At 35.7% G+C, this 17,502-nt stretch carries 15 protein-coding genes and 1 riboswitch; of the genes, 11 read left to right on the top strand and 4 right to left on the bottom strand.

Annotation, left to right across the window (positions count from 1 at the left end):
- Positions 1 to 162: 162 nt before the first annotated feature.
- Positions 163 to 1,521 (bottom strand): HD domain-containing protein, encoded by a 1,359-nt coding sequence (locus tag F5ESL0260_RS07380; protein ID WP_046325422.1) that lies wholly within the window; start codon positions 1,519 to 1,521, stop codon positions 163 to 165.
- Positions 1,522 to 1,718: 197 nt separating this feature from the next.
- Here F5ESL0260_RS07380 and F5ESL0260_RS07375 point away from each other — a divergent pair, with 197 nt between their 5' ends.
- From F5ESL0260_RS07375 to scrK, 9 genes are all read left to right on the top strand, one after another.
- Positions 1,719 to 2,549: a helix-turn-helix domain-containing protein gene (locus tag F5ESL0260_RS07375; RefSeq protein WP_158593822.1), complete on the top strand. Its 831-nt coding sequence runs from the start codon at positions 1,719 to 1,721 to the stop codon at positions 2,547 to 2,549.
- A gap of 443 nt (positions 2,550 to 2,992) precedes the next feature.
- The gene (locus F5ESL0260_RS07370) at positions 2,993 to 4,597 is read left to right on the top strand and encodes an ABC transporter ATP-binding protein (RefSeq protein WP_122026408.1); all 1,605 of its coding nucleotides are present in this window, start codon (positions 2,993 to 2,995) and stop codon (positions 4,595 to 4,597) included.
- Between the two features lie 222 nt (positions 4,598 to 4,819).
- Positions 4,820 to 6,010 (top strand): MFS transporter, encoded by a 1,191-nt coding sequence (locus tag F5ESL0260_RS07365; protein WP_122026407.1) that lies wholly within the window; start codon positions 4,820 to 4,822, stop codon positions 6,008 to 6,010.
- A gap of 112 nt (positions 6,011 to 6,122) precedes the next feature.
- Positions 6,123 to 6,527, top strand: coding sequence for a DUF1934 domain-containing protein (locus F5ESL0260_RS07360; RefSeq protein ID WP_122026406.1), 405 nt, complete (start codon positions 6,123 to 6,125; stop codon positions 6,525 to 6,527).
- A 47-nt stretch (positions 6,528 to 6,574) separates the two neighbouring features.
- Entirely contained in the window at positions 6,575 to 7,129 is a 555-nt protein-coding gene (gene rpoE / locus F5ESL0260_RS07355; protein ID WP_046325417.1) for a DNA-directed RNA polymerase subunit delta, read from the top strand.
- 126 nt (positions 7,130 to 7,255) lie between these two features.
- Entirely contained in the window at positions 7,256 to 8,875 is a 1,620-nt protein-coding gene (locus F5ESL0260_RS07350) for a CTP synthase (RefSeq protein ID WP_122026405.1), read from the top strand.
- Positions 8,876 to 9,004: 129 nt separating this feature from the next.
- Positions 9,005 to 10,279, top strand: a complete 1,275-nt coding sequence (locus tag F5ESL0260_RS07345) for a UDP-N-acetylglucosamine 1-carboxyvinyltransferase (RefSeq protein ID WP_046325415.1) — start codon at positions 9,005 to 9,007, stop codon at positions 10,277 to 10,279.
- Between the two features lie 160 nt (positions 10,280 to 10,439).
- Positions 10,440 to 11,066: a hypothetical protein gene (locus tag F5ESL0260_RS07340; protein WP_122026404.1), complete on the top strand. Its 627-nt coding sequence runs from the start codon at positions 10,440 to 10,442 to the stop codon at positions 11,064 to 11,066.
- A gap of 269 nt (positions 11,067 to 11,335) precedes the next feature.
- The gene (scrK, locus tag F5ESL0260_RS07335) at positions 11,336 to 12,208 is read left to right on the top strand and encodes a fructokinase ScrK (protein ID WP_122026403.1); all 873 of its coding nucleotides are present in this window, start codon (positions 11,336 to 11,338) and stop codon (positions 12,206 to 12,208) included.
- 214 nt (positions 12,209 to 12,422) lie between these two features.
- Here scrK and F5ESL0260_RS07330 read toward each other — a convergent pair whose 3' ends face one another.
- Positions 12,423 to 13,838, bottom strand: coding sequence for a C69 family dipeptidase (locus F5ESL0260_RS07330; protein WP_122026402.1), 1,416 nt, complete (start codon positions 13,836 to 13,838; stop codon positions 12,423 to 12,425).
- Between the two features lie 201 nt (positions 13,839 to 14,039).
- On the opposite strand from F5ESL0260_RS07330, the gene F5ESL0260_RS07325 reads away from it, so the two are divergent.
- Together F5ESL0260_RS07325 and F5ESL0260_RS07320 are read left to right on the top strand one after the other, a co-directional pair.
- A complete protein-coding gene (locus F5ESL0260_RS07325; RefSeq protein WP_122026401.1) occupies positions 14,040 to 14,195 on the top strand; it encodes a helix-turn-helix transcriptional regulator in 156 nt (51 codons plus the stop codon).
- A gap of 181 nt (positions 14,196 to 14,376) precedes the next feature.
- Positions 14,377 to 15,255 (top strand): phosphotransferase, encoded by an 879-nt coding sequence (locus F5ESL0260_RS07320; RefSeq protein ID WP_122026400.1) that lies wholly within the window; start codon positions 14,377 to 14,379, stop codon positions 15,253 to 15,255.
- 78 nt (positions 15,256 to 15,333) lie between these two features.
- On the opposite strand, the gene F5ESL0260_RS07315 is transcribed toward F5ESL0260_RS07320, so the two are convergent.
- Together F5ESL0260_RS07315 and F5ESL0260_RS07310 are read right to left on the bottom strand one after the other, a co-directional pair.
- Positions 15,334 to 16,647: a nucleobase:cation symporter-2 family protein gene (locus F5ESL0260_RS07315; RefSeq protein ID WP_122026399.1), complete on the bottom strand. Its 1,314-nt coding sequence runs from the start codon at positions 16,645 to 16,647 to the stop codon at positions 15,334 to 15,336.
- Positions 16,647 to 17,225 carry a xanthine phosphoribosyltransferase gene (locus tag F5ESL0260_RS07310; protein ID WP_122026398.1) on the bottom strand — a complete coding sequence of 193 codons (579 nt, stop codon included), beginning with the start codon at positions 17,223 to 17,225 and terminating at the stop codon, positions 16,647 to 16,649. The genes F5ESL0260_RS07315 and F5ESL0260_RS07310 overlap by 1 nt, the downstream gene beginning before the upstream one ends.
- Positions 17,226 to 17,305: 80 nt before the next feature.
- Positions 17,306 to 17,403, bottom strand: a riboswitch (purine riboswitch).
- Positions 17,404 to 17,502: the final 99 nt, after the last annotated feature.

Raw genomic sequence — 17,502 nt, 5'->3', positions numbered from 1 at the left:
TTATTTAGATATTATGTATCCAGAAAAAGCAAAATATTGAAACTACACCAAAGAAGGTAAACCACATTTAGTGATTTGCCTTCTTTTTGTCTTTGCTGCGAAAAAATAGTAATGAAATTTTTCACCTTTTTATTAAATTGGAAAAATAATTTTTGCAGATTTTTATTTTTTAGGCTTTCTGATATATCTTAACGCACCATTTTTAACATAACGTTGGAATTTTTGGTATAGGGGATCAAAAATTTGGGGTTCATCACTATTTGACATCATAATTTTTGGAAAAAAGAAACGTTCATCGCCTTGAAGTGTGCCATTTAATGATCTTACAAGTGGACTTAATTGTGACAATTCAATCAATTGTCCGTCATCCTGCATGATTTCAATTTGACTGTTGGCATTTTTGCCTGATGGCTTATAGGCATCGTATGGCTCGTCAAAAGCCGAATTGGTATCTGTATAATAGTTTGGATCAAAACCTGCTTGTTTAATCAAATCTTTCAATTTAGGTAGTAAATTTTTAGTTTCCTGATCAATACAAATACTGGCTAAGGGTTGTCTAAAAAGATAACGTTTGGTTAGATCCGCCAAAATTGGGTCACTCACTTTAGTCCACATTGAAAAATTAGTTTCCATTACGCCATCATCTAGCTTCAAATAATCATCAAGCGTCCAGTCGTTGGCTAAAAATTTGGCTAAACTTGGTGTTACTGGCAAATTACCCTGCTGGTAAATAATTTTTGCTCTTTCAAGCAAATGTTGTAAAATTACTTCCATTGAACGACCAACTCTATGAAAGTAAACTTGTTGATACATTTGATAACGGGAAACAATATAATCTTCAACAGCATGCATACCTGCCATTGTGAAGCAGATTCCCTCATTGTAGGGACGAATTTCCTGTAAAATTCTTGATAAATCGAATTTACCATAGGTTACACCAGTAAAATAAGCGTCACGTTGCAAATAGTCCATTCTGTCAGCATCTGCCTGACTGGATATCATTTTTACCACCTGTGGATTAGGATAAGTTTTGGCAATAACGCTAGCTACAAGAGCTGGAAAATTGGGTGAAACAGATCTCAAAACCTGATTGATTTCGGTATTTGGATCAGTGATAATTTTTTGACCGATTTTTTCGTGGTTTGTACCAAAAAGATGTTCAAAAGTATGTGAATAGGGGCCATGACCAATATCATGCAGTAGTCCCGCACATTCAACAAGGAGTCTGTTGTTATCGTCCCAGAGACCATCACCTGAGCGTTGAGAAGGATATTTCTTGGCAAAAATATTACAAATTCTGCGTGTCAGTTCATAGACACCTAAATTATGTTCAAAGCGTGTATGAGTTGCACCAGGAAAAACATATGAGATTGGCCCGAGTTGCTTTATTCTCCGCATACGCTGAAATTCTTTGGTTTTTAAAATATCAAGTATTACCTGATCTTCAATATGGATGTATTCATGAACCGGATCTCTTAAAACTACTTCTTTTTTAAGTTTTTGGCTGTAGAAATTTGGCATATAGAATCCTCGAAAATTACTAGATTATTCTTTAAAGGTTATTTGATACCTAAATTATAACAAACTTAAGCCTTTTAGTTTAATACAGTTGCCGTTAATATTATTTTTATTAAAATTAAATAATGAGTTTTGCCAGTTGTGGCAAAACTGTTCATAATTATAAAGGCACTAATATTATTAAATAGATGGGAGATCATATGAACTATATAGGCAATAAATTAAAAGCCTTACGTCAAGAATTAGGTTTAACTCAAACAGAAATGGCAGCGGGTGTAATTTCCGTTTCCTTTTATTCAAAGGTCGAGCGAGGCTTAAATGACATCGGTGTAAATGATTTTCTGGAAATTTTACAGAAGCATAATGTTAAACCACAGAAATTTTTTAATGATTTTAAAGTCGAGAAAGACAATAGAAAATTAGTTTTATCGTTAATGAATAAATTTATTAAAGCTGCATACTCAGATAACGATAAAGTAATAAAAAAAATAATAAAGGAATTGCAACTGATCAAACCAAGAACAGCTTTTATTAAATTTTCTCTTTTACAGGCGAAACTAATTGATCAAACTAAAGATATAAATGCACTTAAAAAGTTGGATAAATCCCAAAAAAATAAAATAAAAAAAATAATTTTTCAAAAAGATACGGATGAAAATGAGTATCACCGTATTTCTTTAATTGGAAATATTATTCAAATATATAGTTTTGATGAGGCCTCTTTTTTAGTAAATAGTATAATTAGACATTATCACAATGTTGATAAATTAGATAAAAAAATTATGATTGCACTAAGTGTGTTAATGATTAATTATATAGATTGGTGTTATAAGGAAAGAAAATATAGTCTATGTTCTGTGCCAATTAATTTTCTGAAAAGGTTACCTAATGACATTGAATTGGCTTTTGGTAAAATATTAGGCAGGTATTATGAAGATTTAATTACTAATAAAAAAGATGAAGCAAGTAATATTAGAGATATACTTATTAAATCTGGGTATGAGGCCAACGTTAAAAAAATGGTCAAATAATTTTTTCAAATATGAAAAAGCAAATTACAATATCTAATATAAGAGTTATTATATATTTAAAAAATTAAAAACAATCTAGGGAGGAATACATTATGGATCTTTTAAGAAACGTAATTATTTATATAGCTGACATGTAAATTTAATATTCAGAATTGAACTTTATCAATTTGAATAGGGATCAATCGTCTTTAGAAATTAATTGACTTTTTCTAAAACGATTTAATTAACGGCCAATAATATTATTTAATTTAACCATGTAGATTAATTAAGTACATAATTATTGGTCTTTTTTTAATAAAAAAGATAATTAAAACATAAATTTGAATAGTAACAACTATTTCAATAATAATTAGGACAAACAAGAAATAAACCAGTTTTCCAATCCAAATAGGGGTCCAAAAGTAGTTTTTAATTTTAAGATGATGTTCCTAAGGCAGAGCTTTATGAAAAATTTGTTTAAATACGTTAAACAAGAACCGGCAAAAGTAACTTTGGTAGTAATTCTCCAACTAATTTGCTCAGCTTTTCGGGTTCTTAATTCACTAATTAATGTTTTCATTTTAAATAGTTTGATTAAACTTGATTTTCAGGCTTTTTTTAAATATATTTTGCTCAATATCTTATTATTTTTAGTAATGACCGTATTCTTAATTAGTGAACAAGTATTGAGCGTAAAAACAGTGCAGTTTCTTAGCTTAAGGTTACGTCAGGATATTATTGAACACATAGAAGATTATTCGGTTTCCAGGTTTGAAAAACATGATACTGGAGTTTACACATCATGGCTAACTAATGACATGAATTTAGTTGAAGAAAATGGTTTTACAAATTTATTCTCAATGGTACAAATTTTTGGTGATTCCATCTTTTCTCTAATTGCATTGATAAAATTTAATTGGACTTTTCTACCTCTAGTAGCCATTTTGACCCTTTTTACTTTGGGATTACCTCAACTTGTGCGAAAGAAAGTCGCTAGCAGCAACTTCACTACTAGTAAGGAAAATGAAAAAGTGGTTAATGTAATTAATGATTGCTTACAAGGGTTTGCTACTTATAATATTTTTACTGCAGAACAGCAAATAGAAAAGCGTATTACCGATGCTATAAAAAAATTAATTGGGGCGAAAGTACGACAAGCAAAGTATAGCTCATATAATGGCAGTATAGCTGGGGCCAGCAATGTTATCAGTCAAGTAGCTATTCAAGCTTGGACAGGTTTTCTGATTTTAGAAAAGCAGGTAACTATTGGGGTAATTAATTCATCTACTTCGCTTGCCTTTAATGTTTTTAATTCATTAGCGGTTATTGCACCGATATTGACTGAATTGCAGGCACTCAATTCGATTTTTAGCAAATACCAATTAGACAAGCCACTTAAAGCTCATACTCAAGGCGGTAGTAAAATTGCTGACATTAATATTACAGCTAAAAATTTACAAATTGCTTATCATCCAGGTAAGCCAGTATTTAAAAAGCCACTCAACTTTACCATTCATGATGGTCAAAAAATTGCTGTTGATGGAGAATCAGGTAGTGGTAAGAGTACGCTATTAAAAATTTTAGCTGGTAGGTTGACCGATTACACAGGTGATCTTCAAATAGACCAAACCGAGATTAAAAATATGGATAATAGTACATTACGGTCTAACATTGTTTACATTGATCAAACAGCATATCTTTTCAATGCTACTGTGCGCTATAATTTGGAACTTGGCCAGCATTTTACTGACGAAGAAATAAAATCTGCATTGGAAAAGGCTGATCTATGGGATTTTGTCAGCACTTTGCCGCAAAAATTAGATACCCCAGTTGGCGAAGGTGGCGCTAGTTTATCTGGTGGGCAAAAGCAACGTTTGGCTTTAGCTCGAGGATTGTTACGCAATCGTAAGTTATTCTTACTGGATGAATCGACTAGCAGCTTAGATAAAGCTGGAGCTATCAAAGTTGAAAATGACTTTTTAAATCAGCCTAAAATTACTGTTGTGTTTGTCAGTCACCAATTACATGAAGAAAATAAAGATAAGTTTGACCAAATCATAACTGTTTAACTTATTAAAAGTAACTCTTTTGTAAATCTAACATAAAACGACTCGGAACTCTTTTTTTTTGAAATTTTTTACGAAAAATGATTTATTATTAAAAAAAAATGATAAAATGAAAAACAAGAAGTTTTTAATTTTAAATTTTCGTTCCATGTAAAACAAGCGGTTATTTATTTTAAGCGCCTAATATAAAACGATATTAACAAGCTAAGCTTTAGAGGAAAAATCATGTTAGAAAAAAGACCGTACTTACTTTCCCGATTAGTCAGTGGTTTAGGCAACTCACTTTTTGGTATGGTATTTATTTGGTGGATCCAAATACAATCTAAGAGTTCATCTGTTGTTGGTATTACCAATGCCATTTTCACAATAACTGCAGCCCTTTCTATTTTTTATGGGCCATTCATTGACAATCATTCTTTCAAGAAAACCAGTATTTATTCAATGGTGATCCAAGTAGTCCTACTTTTTATGTTAACAGCTGCAATGATTTACTTTAGTAAATATTACGCTTTTGCCATTATTATTGCTGGGCTTCTGTCCATTTGTGATGAGTTTTTTGATCCCGCTGATCGGGCTATTTTAAAAGAATCTGTGTTAGACGAAAGCGAAATGACCAGTATCATTTCCCAGATTAATATTGTTGATCAGCTAGTCAATGTTGGTGGTACTGCACTTTCTGGCGCATTACTGGCCTTTTTGACAAGTGGAGATATTATTTTAGCTTGTTCATGCTTAAGCTTGCTCGGACTTTTATTACTAATTAGAGCTCTAAGAAATATTCCTGTTCACAATGCAGTTAAAGAAAAAGAGAATAAAGATGAAGGCTTAACAAAATATTGGCAAAAAATTCTCAACGGTTACCGCTACATAAAGGGAAACCGCTTTTTGTTTCACTATCTTTGGTCCAGCGTATTATATTCATTTGCAGAACCTGCACTGATCTTGATTTTGCCTCGGATAGCTGCAAAGGCAGGACAACCGGCACTTTATAGCACTTTTTACATTTGTATACTGGTAGGAATAATTCTTGGTGCTGTCATCGGTGGCAAAATGAAAGCCAAAATTAAAACAATTGGTTGGGCCTGGATTATTAGCGCTATACCTATCATTGTTATGCTCTTTTTCCTAAAGAATATGGTTATGCTTTGTATCCTGCTTTTCCTTTTTGGCCCTGCAACCAGTATTCATAATGTCCTTGAAGAATCTATTATTCAAACTTCGACCTCTGATAATTACTTAGGACGAGTTTTGACGACTATCAGGACATTTGCCAATATTGGTGGACCGATTTCGTCAGTTGTTGCCGGAGTAATTCTTGATCATCTTGGTGAAAAATTTATTGTTGTTATTAGTACAAGCCTAATTATAATTGGTGGTATTAATATTTTGCTGTCAGAACCTAAAAAAACTAATTAGTGGTGTTAAAAAATAATTTGTTTTATAATAATTTCTGCTAAAATTAAGAAGGATGTTAAATTATATTAGCTAATCGTGATGGTTGGCTTTTTTATTACAAAGAATCAGATAGATGACTAAAGTAAAAATTGATTTTACTAGTAGAATAACTCAAGGAAAAGAAAGCGAAACTTTTACTAAGAAATGCCAAGGAGAACTAATTGAATCAGGTGAAACTACCAGAGTTTCATACTTGGAAGATGACCAGGTACCGGTTAAAATACTGATTAGAGAAAATAATGTGATTATTAGGCGTGGCAGTGACCAGAATAATTACTCGCAGTTACATTTTATAGTTGGCGAGCGTAAAGATTGTCGCTATGTGGCACAAGGCTATCAAATGGATCTGCAAAGTACAACTGAATTTATTAAATTTTTTTCTAAAAATAATAATTCCCGTGAACTTCAGATTGAATATAACCTTTACAGTGGTCTATACTTAATAGGTAATTATACCGTCACATTGATTTTTACATGAACGCCTAGTAAAATAAAAAAGACTGTTTAAAAGAGAGGAATACAATTGTGGGATTAAACGACTTTAAAGACAAAAATCGCAATGAATTATCAATGATTGAAGTTGCTCGCGCAATTTTAGAAGATAACAATAAGAGAATGGCTTTTGCAGATATTGTTAACGCTGTGCAAAAGTACTTAGGTGTGAGCGATGAAGAAATAAGGGAACGTTTGCCCCAATTCTATACTGACATGAACACCGATGGTGAATTTATTTCAATGGGTGAAAATGTGTGGGCTCTTCGTTCATGGTTCCCGTATGAATCTGTAGATGAAGAAGTTAATCACCCTGAAGATGAGGATGAAGAAGATACTCGGACTCACCATAAGAAAGTTAATGCCTTTTTGGCAAGTGCTACTGGCAGCGATGATATTATTGATTACGACAATGATGATCCTGAAGATGAAGACTTGGATGCCACTGCTGATGATGAGCCTGATGACTTTGATGATGACGATGATTATGTCAATACTGATGATGACGATGACGAAGACTTACCAGATGGTATTGAAGGTCAGTTATCAGAATTAAACGATGATGACGACGAAGATGACAATGAATAATTTTCTTGACTTTGCGTCCTAAAATAGATAGTATTTTATTTGGGCACGTTATGTGCGTTTAAGCTCCCGTTAGGGAGCTTTTTTATTTTTTGATTATTCTTATTTTTTGCAAAGGAGTTTGGGCTAATGACAAAATATATCTTCGTTACTGGCGGTGTTGTTTCTTCACTGGGTAAGGGAATTACCGCTTCTAGCTTAGGTCGATTATTAAAAAACCGCGGTTTAAAGGTGACAATGCAAAAGTTTGATCCCTACATTAACATTGACCCCGGAACAATGAATCCTTATCAACACGGGGAAGTGTTTGTCACTGATGATGGTACTGAGGCGGACCTTGATTTAGGACACTATGAAAGAATTGTTGACGTACGTACCAGCAAATATTCCAATGTTACTACCGGTAAAATTTATAAAGAAGTACTGGAAAAAGAGCGGCGCGGGGACTATCACGGAGCTACTGTTCAGGTCATTCCCCATATCACAGACATGATTAAGCAAAAAATTATGCGTGCTGGTCTGACCACTGATTCAGACGTTGTTATTTCAGAAATTGGCGGTACTGTTGGCGATATTGAATCTACTCCTTTTATGGAAGCTATCAGACAGATGCGCCGTGAAGTAGGTGAAGAAAATGTAATGTACATTCATTGTACGCTAGTACCTTATTTACATGCGGCACAAGAAATGAAAACTAAGCCTACCCAACACTCTGTCGCTGAATTGCGCAGTATTGGTATTCAGCCTAATATGCTGGTTTTACGTGCTGAAATGCCAATTGATCAGGAACATAAGGATAAAATTTCCAATTTTACTGATGTGCCGGTTGACCGTATTATTGAATCAATTAATGCGCCATCGCTTTTTGACTTGCCGTTAGCTTTCCAAAAACAGGGAATGGATCAAAAGGTCTGTGATTTTCTCCATATCAAGAGCCCTAAGGATGAAGCTGATATGGCTGAATGGCAAAGGCTTGATGAACGGGTTAAAAATTTACAACATACTACCACAATTACTCTTGTTGGTAAGTATGTTGAACTTGAGGATGCATACATTTCTGTTACAGACGCCTTGAAGCATGCTGGTTACGCCTACAATACTGATGTCAAAATTAATAAGGTGCAAGCAGAAGATGTGACCGAAGATAACATTGCCGACTTTATGAAAGGCTCTGATGGTTTAATCGTTCCTGGTGGTTTTGGTTCACGCGGTTTTGAGGGAATGATTACAGCAATTAAGTATGCCCGTGAAAATGATATTCCGTTTTTAGGAGTTTGCCTGGGGATGCAAATGGCGACTGTCGAATTTGCGCGTGACGTTTTAGGATATAAGGATGCTAATACCACCGAAGCAGATCCTAAGACTAAGCATAATGTTATTGACATTATGGCTGATAAGCGTGACGAAGAAAATATTGGCGGAACCTTGCGTTTAGGTCTTTACCCAGCAACCTTGAAGAAGGGAACAAAGACTGCTGCTGCGTATGATAATCAAGATGTCATTCAGGAGCGTCACCGTCACCGTTACGAGTTCAATAATGAATATCGTGAAGCATTTGAAAAAGCAGGAATGACTTTTGCCGGAGTATCACCAGATAACCACTTAGTTGAAATTATTGAATTAACTAAAAACAAATTCTTCATTGCTGCACAATATCACCCTGAATTTTTGAGTAGACCGCAAAGGCCGGAAGGATTGTATAAAGCATTTATAGGTGCTGCATGTGGTCTTCCTGAAGAAAAGCTTTAATTGGCAAAGTTGAATAATACAAAAACCAGATTTTTGGGTGAGGGAAGGCAAAGGTCTTCTCTTGTTTTTTCTGTTAAATTCCTATAACATTATTATGACTAAACGAAATAGAAAAGGATTTTTTCGCCAATGAAGCAAATGATAATTCATGGTGGAAAGCCCCTGCAGGGTGATGTCTGGATTGGTGGTGCCAAAAATTCAACGGTCGCGTTAATTCCAGCATCTATATTGTCGCGTACACCAGTAACTTTGGAAGGTGTTCCAAAGATTGCAGATGTTGACAACTTAATGGATCTGCTCAGTGAAATGGATGTTGTGAGTGATTTTCACAATACAACATTGCGTATCAATCCAGAACACATTAAGATGAGCCCATTGCCAAGTGGTAAAATCAAGAGTTTGCGTGCATCTTATTATTTTATGGGTGCCCTTCTTGGTCGTTTTGGTAAGGCTGTTGTGGGCTTCCCTGGTGGAGATGATATTGGTCCCCGCCCCATAGATCAACATATAAAGGGGTTTGAAGCCTTAGGCGCATGTGTAAAAAATGAGAATGATCAAATAAAAATTACTTCCCCTGCAGAAGGGCTCCATGGTGCTACTATTCATTTAGCAATGCCTTCTGTAGGTGCAACAATGAATATAATTATGGCATCAGTAACCGCTAAGGGACAAACTATTATTGATAATGCTGCTAAAGAACCTGAAATAATTGACTTGGCTACGTTTTTAAATAATATGGGCGCAATTATCAGGGGTGCCGGAACGGATTCGATTAGGATTGAAGGAGTTAAGCAGCTGCAAGCTAAAACCCCTCATACAATAATTCCTGATCGAATTGAAGCGGGCACTTATATTTCCCTTGCCGGTTGCATTGGCAATGGCATCTGTATTCATAATATTATTGAGGAGCACCTTGATTCTTATTTAGCCAAGGTGGAAGAAATGGGTGTAGTAATTGATGCAACTGAAGATTCCCTTTATGTTTATCCTGCTGGCGATTTAAAAATGACACAAATTCGCACGTCTTCTTATCCAGGATTTGCGACAGATTTGCAGCAGCCGGTGACTCCGCTTCTGCTTTCTGCCAAGTCTGGTGAAGGCGTGATTATTGACCAGATTTATCCTAAAAGAATCGGTCACATTGAGCAGTTGCGTAAAATGGGTGCGGACATTAAAGTGGAAGATAATATTATTTTGATTCATCCAACTGCTAAACTTCATGGTACGAATGTTTCAGCTGGTGAAATTCGTGCAGGAGCCTGCTTAATGATAGCTGGTTTGATGGCAGATGGCGAGACTGTAATTGACAATGCTGATAATATTCTCCGTGGTTATGATCGCGTGCAAGAAAAACTCCGGCTACTTGGTGCGGATGTAAAAATCCAGGATGCACCTAATGAATAATTTAATAGTAACTGAATAATAGTTGAGTGGGCTAATCATAATGATTAGCCTGTTTGTTTATATTTTAAAATTATAAAAAGTACTTTATTGTTTCTTTTGTAATAAGAACGTAATATAATTACATTATTATTACTAAAAGATGAAATAATGAGGTATAAAAATGAAAAAGGACTTTCATAAATTTTCAAAAACTGTCATAGCTGCGGCTTTGCTAAGCGTTCCTGTCGGAGCAGTTTTTTCTGTCAACAATGTTGAAGCAAAAACTGTTACCAGCGCAGAAACGGTCTTTCACTATTCTCAAAAGACTTTGTCCAAAAAGTTTGCTAAGGCCGGTTATGTTTTTAAACTAACTGATGCCACAAAGGGAGCCTTATATAAGTCTACTGGTAAACCTTATAGTACCAAAGTCATTAAAAAGATTGTCAAGAACAATACACTTTTTAAAGTTAAAAAAGTTTGGTCAATTCATAATGGCATGTTTGTTGATTTAGTTTCAAAAGATGGTAAATATAAGGGTTATACTACATATCTAACTGGTATATATAACAAAAATACAGAAGATGAAAAGCTGAAACCTTTGGTGCAGGCAGAGCTGGATGTTACGACAGCTAGAGATAATAATAAGCCAACTGCAGAACTATTAGCTAAAGCTGAAACATTAGCTAATGAATTGACAGGACACGAAAAGAAAATCGCACTGACATCTATCAAAGAACTAAAAGAATTCGTTAAGTATGGGACTATGGGAGAAATACCAGTGCTATTAATTGGAAAGTATCCTGATTAATTAAAGGAATAGATCAAGTATAGAATTATGTGGTAATACAGCTACTACAGATTGAAAATTGTTCAAAGACTTAATATAGATAGGATAAATAATATAGTTTAAGTAAAATATAAAGCCTGAAGTATGATTGCTTCGGGCTTTTTTATTAAATAATTGTTTGTATGGCTTGCAGGAAGACGCACTTTTTATTTGAGAAAAAATTTTTTTATTCTGATTGAGAGTTATAATAAAAAAGTAACTAAAATGAAAGGTCAATTAAGGAGTTATAAATGCTATTAGGTTCAATAGAAGCTGGCGGTACCAAGTTTGTTTGTGCAGTCGGCAATGAAAATTATCAAATTAAAGATCAAACAACTTTTCCCACCACGACACCAGAAGAAACTTTGCAGAAAACAGTGGATTACTTTAAACAATTTGCCGTTGATGCCATTGGAATTGCATCTTTTGGACCGATTGAGGTGCGGAAAACAGCACCTAATTATGGCTTTATCACTGATACACCCAAAAAGGGATGGAACAATACTGACTTTGTCGGATTTTTGACTAAAACAATTAAAGTCCCAGTTTTCTTTACTACTGATGTTAATGGTTCGGCTTTTGGGGAATACGTAATGTCACAGTTATCAAACGAAGATGTTGACTCTCTTGTTTACTATACAATTGGTACTGGAGTAGGTGGCGGAGCTATTATTAATGGTAAGTTGGTAGGCTCTTTAGGCCACCCTGAAATGGGTCACGTAAAAGTTAAACGTCATCCAGATGACTTGGATTTTGCAGGAATTTGTCCTTTTCATAAAGATTGCCTGGAAGGTTTAGTTTCAGGTCCTACTTTTGAAGCTCGCCTTAATACAGCCGGTAAAGATGTGCCACTTTCAGATCCTGTTTGGGATATTATGAGTTACTACGTAGCTCAGGCTGCCTTGCAAGTCACCTTAATTTTACGTCCTGACAAAATTGTTTTTGGCGGCGGTGTTACTAGTGAAAAGTTTCTAGAAAAAGTGCGGCGTGATTTTGCGACATTATTGCATAATTATGTCCACGTGCCACCATTGGAGCAATACATCACTATGCCGGAAATCAGTAATAATGGTTCTGCCACAGTCGGTGATTTTGCTTTGGCAAAACGGGTGTTGAGAGAATAATTTATAGAATAAAAATATGATCTAACCTCCAAATTTAGGACAAATTTGGGGGTATTATTGTGGCTAAATTATCTATGCGAGATAAGATTTAAATCTTTCACCTATGGCATGATTATTAAACAACTCTATTGAAATCTTTCTACAATAAAAACCACTGATATCTTATTAATATCAGTGGCTTTTAAAGTGTCTATTTTACTAAAATTTCACAGTTTTAATCTAACAAGTCAAACTTAAGCGTTGCCAGGTTATGACCTTCATTAACCATGTTACCCAGCAGTTCAATAGTGTTGTTGTAAACTTGATCAGCCATCTTTTGGTTGGCTGCAGTTAATAAATCTTCAGCTTCTTTGCCTGATAGACCTGCAACTTTTTTATCAGTTTCATGTTGAATGAAGTGACATTGCGCTAAAGATTTTTGTTCAAAGTCATTTTCTAGTTCACCGTAGACCTTAAAGTTAGTGTCACCCAATTGTGCTGTTAATTTGTTTAACCAGAAAATCTTGTTCAAATCGAACTTTGGACCAGTCTGGAAACTGGCTGGTGTGTCATTAACGTTGGTATAGAATGGGACAAAGCTGTTAAAAGTATTTGGACCAAAGCAAAGCCATTGTACGCCAGCAATTTCTTCAGGGACATCATTTCTAACTTGGAGGATATGAGTTTCAAAGTTGCGATTAAGGGCAATTGGACGGTAAGTTTTCTTTTGCTCAGGGGTACCTTGATCGCCATAAGGATCAAATGGCGTATCTTGATAGTGAGAACTCTCGATAAAACAAATATCCTCAATACTAATTTTACGGTTTGCGTGGCAAATGAATGGTTGATCTTGATCACTTGGTTTGCCGCCAAATTCTGGATCAAAGTAATTGTGAACAAACCAGGCACGTGGATTGTTGTAATGAGCATCTTTAATAGTTGAGCTACCAAAGATATGCCGCATGTTGTAACCTTCGCGGTCAGGGTTTAAGTGGTATTCCTTAATCAAGTCTTCTAAGGTGTCATCAGCTAAGAAGCCATCTTTACCAAAATGGAATTCATCGATGTTCAAACGGTTAGGAGCAACAACATAAGCGTCATCAGGAATACGACGTGCAATCCAGTGGTGACCACCAATAGTTTCCAGGTACCAAACTTCATCGTGATCGGCAAAAGCCATACCGTTCATTTCGTAAGTACCATATTTTTCCAGCAAATAACCAATGCGCTTAACGCCATCAAGAGCACTGTGGATATAAGGCAATGTTAAAGTAACAAAGTCTTCTTCTCCTAGGCCGCCCTGGGCAAGAAGCGGGTCGATCCCTTGTATACGTGCATTTGTGGTAATAGTTTCGGTAGCAGTCATTGCTACGTTTTCTGAGTTAATTCCGGCTGCACCCCAGATGCCGCTTTCGCCAGAGACATCAGGTGCACTGGTATAACGTAAAGGCTTTTCCGCTAAGTCTGCATCATCAATCTTTTGGTGACTAATGACACTTTCATAATGCTTTGGTTGTTTTTCCGGTGTAATAAGTTCAAAACCTTCAGGAATTATTTCACGGCCACCGTCTTCACTTCTGGCAATCATAGCTGAGCCGTCAATGGTGGCATTTTTACCGACAAGAATAGTCGTACATTCTGCTTTTTTCATCTTATCTGTCCTTTCAAATTACTTAATCTATATTGTATTAAAAAAGACGGGCTGTTTGCAAAAAAATGAGTAAACTTAAACCTAAATTATTATTACTTTTACGAAGTTGGGATTTTAACTAAATTCTGATTTATGATTGGCAAAAAATGTAAAAGATGCTTTACTAAAAATGTCAAATAAGTTTGACAGGAGAGTGAATTAGTGAAAAATAGAATTGCTCAATTGCGTAAAAAGCAGAGGTACTCACAGGCTCAATTCGCCGCAGCCGCTCATGTTACTCGGCAAACAAGCAACGCCATTGAAAATGATAAGTATGACCCATCATTAGGATTAGCTTTTCAGTTGGCGCAGATATGAGGGGTAACGGTTGACGAATTATTCTTATATGAAGGCGAGGATTAAAATGATTAATACTAAGAAAAACATAGTTTATGGTGCATTTTCATACTGCTACCTTGATTAGCAAAAACCGGTAAATTATTTTTGTGCTATATCGCTGTAGCATTGTCCGCGTTGATGAAATGAGAGAACTAGACTAATGACTATAGAAAAAATTTTAGAAGAAAAATTGCAAGCAGACTTAACAAAGGTTACGCACGAGTCACAGAATAGCACTTTTGTTGGTATTAGTGCAAAATTTGAGCAAAAAATTTTTGTCAAAGTCTTTGCACAAGAAGGAAAATTTTTAACTGAAAAATCTGTTAACGAGCAACTAAATACTCGTGTATTAGACTCTTTTGTTGTCAAACAAACGCAACAATTTGTTTTGGTCATGAAAGATTTGGCGCCTTCTGATATTAAAGAAGAAATCAATCCTGATATGGCATTTAACATGGGCATAGAATTGTCTCACTTCCATCAAAAAGTCAAACCATTTTCTGGCATATACCTAAATAATCAACTATTCAATAAGTCAAAACGCGACATTGATAACTTAAATAAACCCGAAATCAAAAATAAGCTGCTGAAATTGCTGGCACAGTTTACAGCCGAAAGAGCAGATATTGAAAAAGATTTAGCAGTTCATGCAAATACTGTTTTACACGGAGATGTCGGCTTGCGCAATTATAAAATCGTTGCTGATCATCTTAGTTTAATTGACTTTGAACGAGCACGCATGGGAGTAAATTATCAAGACTTCATTAAGCTTTTTTACCAGGACTTTGGTTTAAATAAAGAATTGATTATTTCTTTTGTCAAAGGATATGAAAAATGTGGTCAGAAAGTTGCAATTACTCCAGTGACACAGGCCTTTCTCATTTTTATCACTGCTATTGGAATTATGAAGTATACGGAAAAGATTGAGGATAAGCCATTTGAGAAAATTGGAAAGCAAATGCTGGCAACTTGCAGTTCATTTCTAAATACAGGGAGTTTGAATGAGAGCCTGAATAACATGAATGCTATTATCCTATAAAAATAAAAAAGCATCTTCTTTCTTGAAGATGCTTTTTTGGGGTAAATAGAATTGTCTCAAGGGTAAAGACAACTTCATTTACGTGATATTTGCAGTTTGAGTATTTTGTTTTGCTTTTTTATCACCTCCTTTAAGTAAAAAGTTTAGAATCGTTGCGGATAAGCTGGTAATGACGATGCCGTTGCTTAAAAACAATTGCACAGTAGCCGGTAGATTTTTGAAAAATTGGGGATAAATAGTAACACCGAGTCCAAGTCCAATTGAGATGGCAATGATTAAGACATTGTTATTGTCACTAAGATCAACTTTGGCCAGTGTCTTGATACCTTGAACTGCAATCATAGTGAACATTACGAGCATGGCACCGCCCAACACTGGGGTAGGAATGATAGTTACCATTGCGCCAATTTTAGGTAACAAACCCATAGCCATTAGTAGACCACCGGCCCAGTAAATCGGACGTTTGGTTTTAATACCTGATAATTGTAAAAGGCCGACATTCTGCGAAAAAGTGGTATAAGGAAAAGCATTGAATAAACCACCAAAAATCTGAGCGATACCTTCTGCGCGGTAACCCTTTTTCAAATCTTCCTCAGTTACGTCATGGTGTAAGAGGTCACCGATGGCGAAGAATACGCCGGTTGATTCGACCATTGAGACTAAAGCTATGATGATCATTGTCAGACTAGAAGACCATTCAAATTTCGGCACTCCGAAATAGAAAAGTTGGGGTAAGTGGAACCAAGATGCTTCCATTACGGGAGTGAATGAAACAAGTCCCATGCAAGCGGCAATAACAGTTCCGGCAACAAGACCGATTAAAACTGAAATTGACCTGATGAATCCTTTAGTCCAAATTTCTAATGCCAAGATGATAAACATGGTGCAAAAGGCTAGAAACAGGTTTTGACCACTGCCAAAACTTTTAGCAGCTGAATTGCCGCCACCCATGTTTTGAATTGCGACCGGAACGAGGGTTAATCCAATAGTAGTAATTAACGTGCCTGTTACCACTGGGGGAAAGAATTTTTTGATTTTAGCAAAAACGCCTGAGATTAAAACGACAAAAATCCCGGCAACAATGATGGCACCATACATGTCGTTGATTGAGAATTTCTGCCCAATCATTTGCAAGGGGGCAACTGCTTGAATGGCGCAGCCTAAAATGACTGGAAAACCAATACCAAAGTACTTGTTGCGCATTAATTGTAATAGCGTAGCTAGGCCGCACATGAAAATGTCAATTGAAACAAGGTAAGTCATTTGTGCAGGAGAAAATTTTAATGCATTGCCAATTAACAGAGGTACCGCAACAGCACCGGAGTACATTGCTAACAGGTGCTGTAAACCTAAAACCGCTGCTTTTTGCTGGCTAACTTCTTTTTCTGCCATTAGTTTTCTCCCACAAAACGTACTTGATTATTGGCCAAACTAGCGATTTCTGCCAATGCTTCGAGGCGATAGCCGTGTTCTTTAATCCAGTCGCTGCCGCCTTGGAAAGTTTTGGCGACTACGATACCAACACCAGCTACCTCAGCACCAGCCTGGTTAGCAATATTAATCATGCCTTTAACTGCTTCGCCGTTTGCCAGAAAGTCATCAATAATTAACAGGTGATCATCTTTGTGCAAAAATTTTTGTTCAACACAAATTTGATTAGTGACTTTCTTGGTGTAGGAATAAACATCTGCCCAATAGACAGCATCATTAAGTGTAGCTGGCTTTTTCTTGCGGGCAAAGACCATTGGCACATGTAATTCATAGGCTGCCATTACTCCAGGGGCAATTCCGGAAGCTTCACAGGTCAACACCTTTGTGACACCACTATCTTTAAATAGCCGACTAAATTCTTCTCCGACTTTCTTCATTAGTTCGGGATCTACCTGATGATTTAAAAACGAGTTGATTTTTAAAACGTTACCGGGTAGAACTTCTCCGTCACTGCGAATCCGGTCTTCTAATAACTTCACTTTTTCCTCCTTCAACACAAAAAGGGCTTTTCCTACCAAAACTATGGTAAAAAAAGCCCTTTAAACCAGTATTTTAACTACTTTAAATGCATATTATCCATAGTTCAGAATTTACGGTTCTGAGTAGAAACTGCCGACCACATTACGGCAATATATAGATTTTTATTTTGCTATTGCAAGCATTGTAACAGAGTCGCATAATATGTGCAAGATTAATTTTAAATGAAATTGCGAATTATATTCAGTAAGAAGACATAAATAATTCGTAAAATCATTC

The organism is Lactobacillus sp. ESL0260 (assembly GCF_003692935.1).
Classification (GTDB): Bacteria; Bacillota; Bacilli; order Lactobacillales; family Lactobacillaceae; genus Lactobacillus; species Lactobacillus melliventris.
This window is presented reverse-complemented; position numbering and strand designations above follow the sequence as displayed.

Bases quoted from the DNA above. Each gene is read 5' to 3' on its own strand.
- F5ESL0260_RS07380 (WP_046325422.1), bottom strand. From the start codon at position 1,521: ATGCCAAATTTCTACAGCCAAAAACTTAAAAAAGAAGTAGTTTTAAGA.
- F5ESL0260_RS07375 (WP_158593822.1), top strand. From the start codon at position 1,719: ATGAACTATATAGGCAATAAATTAAAAGCCTTACGTCAAGAATTAGGT.
- F5ESL0260_RS07370 (WP_122026408.1), top strand. From the start codon at position 2,993: ATGAAAAATTTGTTTAAATACGTTAAACAAGAACCGGCAAAAGTAACT.
- F5ESL0260_RS07365 (WP_122026407.1), top strand. From the start codon at position 4,820: ATGTTAGAAAAAAGACCGTACTTACTTTCCCGATTAGTCAGTGGTTTA.
- F5ESL0260_RS07360 (WP_122026406.1), top strand. From the start codon at position 6,123: ATGACTAAAGTAAAAATTGATTTTACTAGTAGAATAACTCAAGGAAAA.
- F5ESL0260_RS07350 (WP_122026405.1), top strand. From the start codon at position 7,256: ATGACAAAATATATCTTCGTTACTGGCGGTGTTGTTTCTTCACTGGGT.
- F5ESL0260_RS07345 (WP_046325415.1), top strand. From the start codon at position 9,005: ATGAAGCAAATGATAATTCATGGTGGAAAGCCCCTGCAGGGTGATGTC.
- F5ESL0260_RS07340 (WP_122026404.1), top strand. From the start codon at position 10,440: ATGAAAAAGGACTTTCATAAATTTTCAAAAACTGTCATAGCTGCGGCT.
- scrK (WP_122026403.1), top strand. From the start codon at position 11,336: ATGCTATTAGGTTCAATAGAAGCTGGCGGTACCAAGTTTGTTTGTGCA.
- F5ESL0260_RS07330 (WP_122026402.1), bottom strand. From the start codon at position 13,838: ATGAAAAAAGCAGAATGTACGACTATTCTTGTCGGTAAAAATGCCACC.
- F5ESL0260_RS07320 (WP_122026400.1), top strand. From the start codon at position 14,377: ATGACTATAGAAAAAATTTTAGAAGAAAAATTGCAAGCAGACTTAACA.
- F5ESL0260_RS07315 (WP_122026399.1), bottom strand. From the start codon at position 16,647: ATGGCAGAAAAAGAAGTTAGCCAGCAAAAAGCAGCGGTTTTAGGTTTA.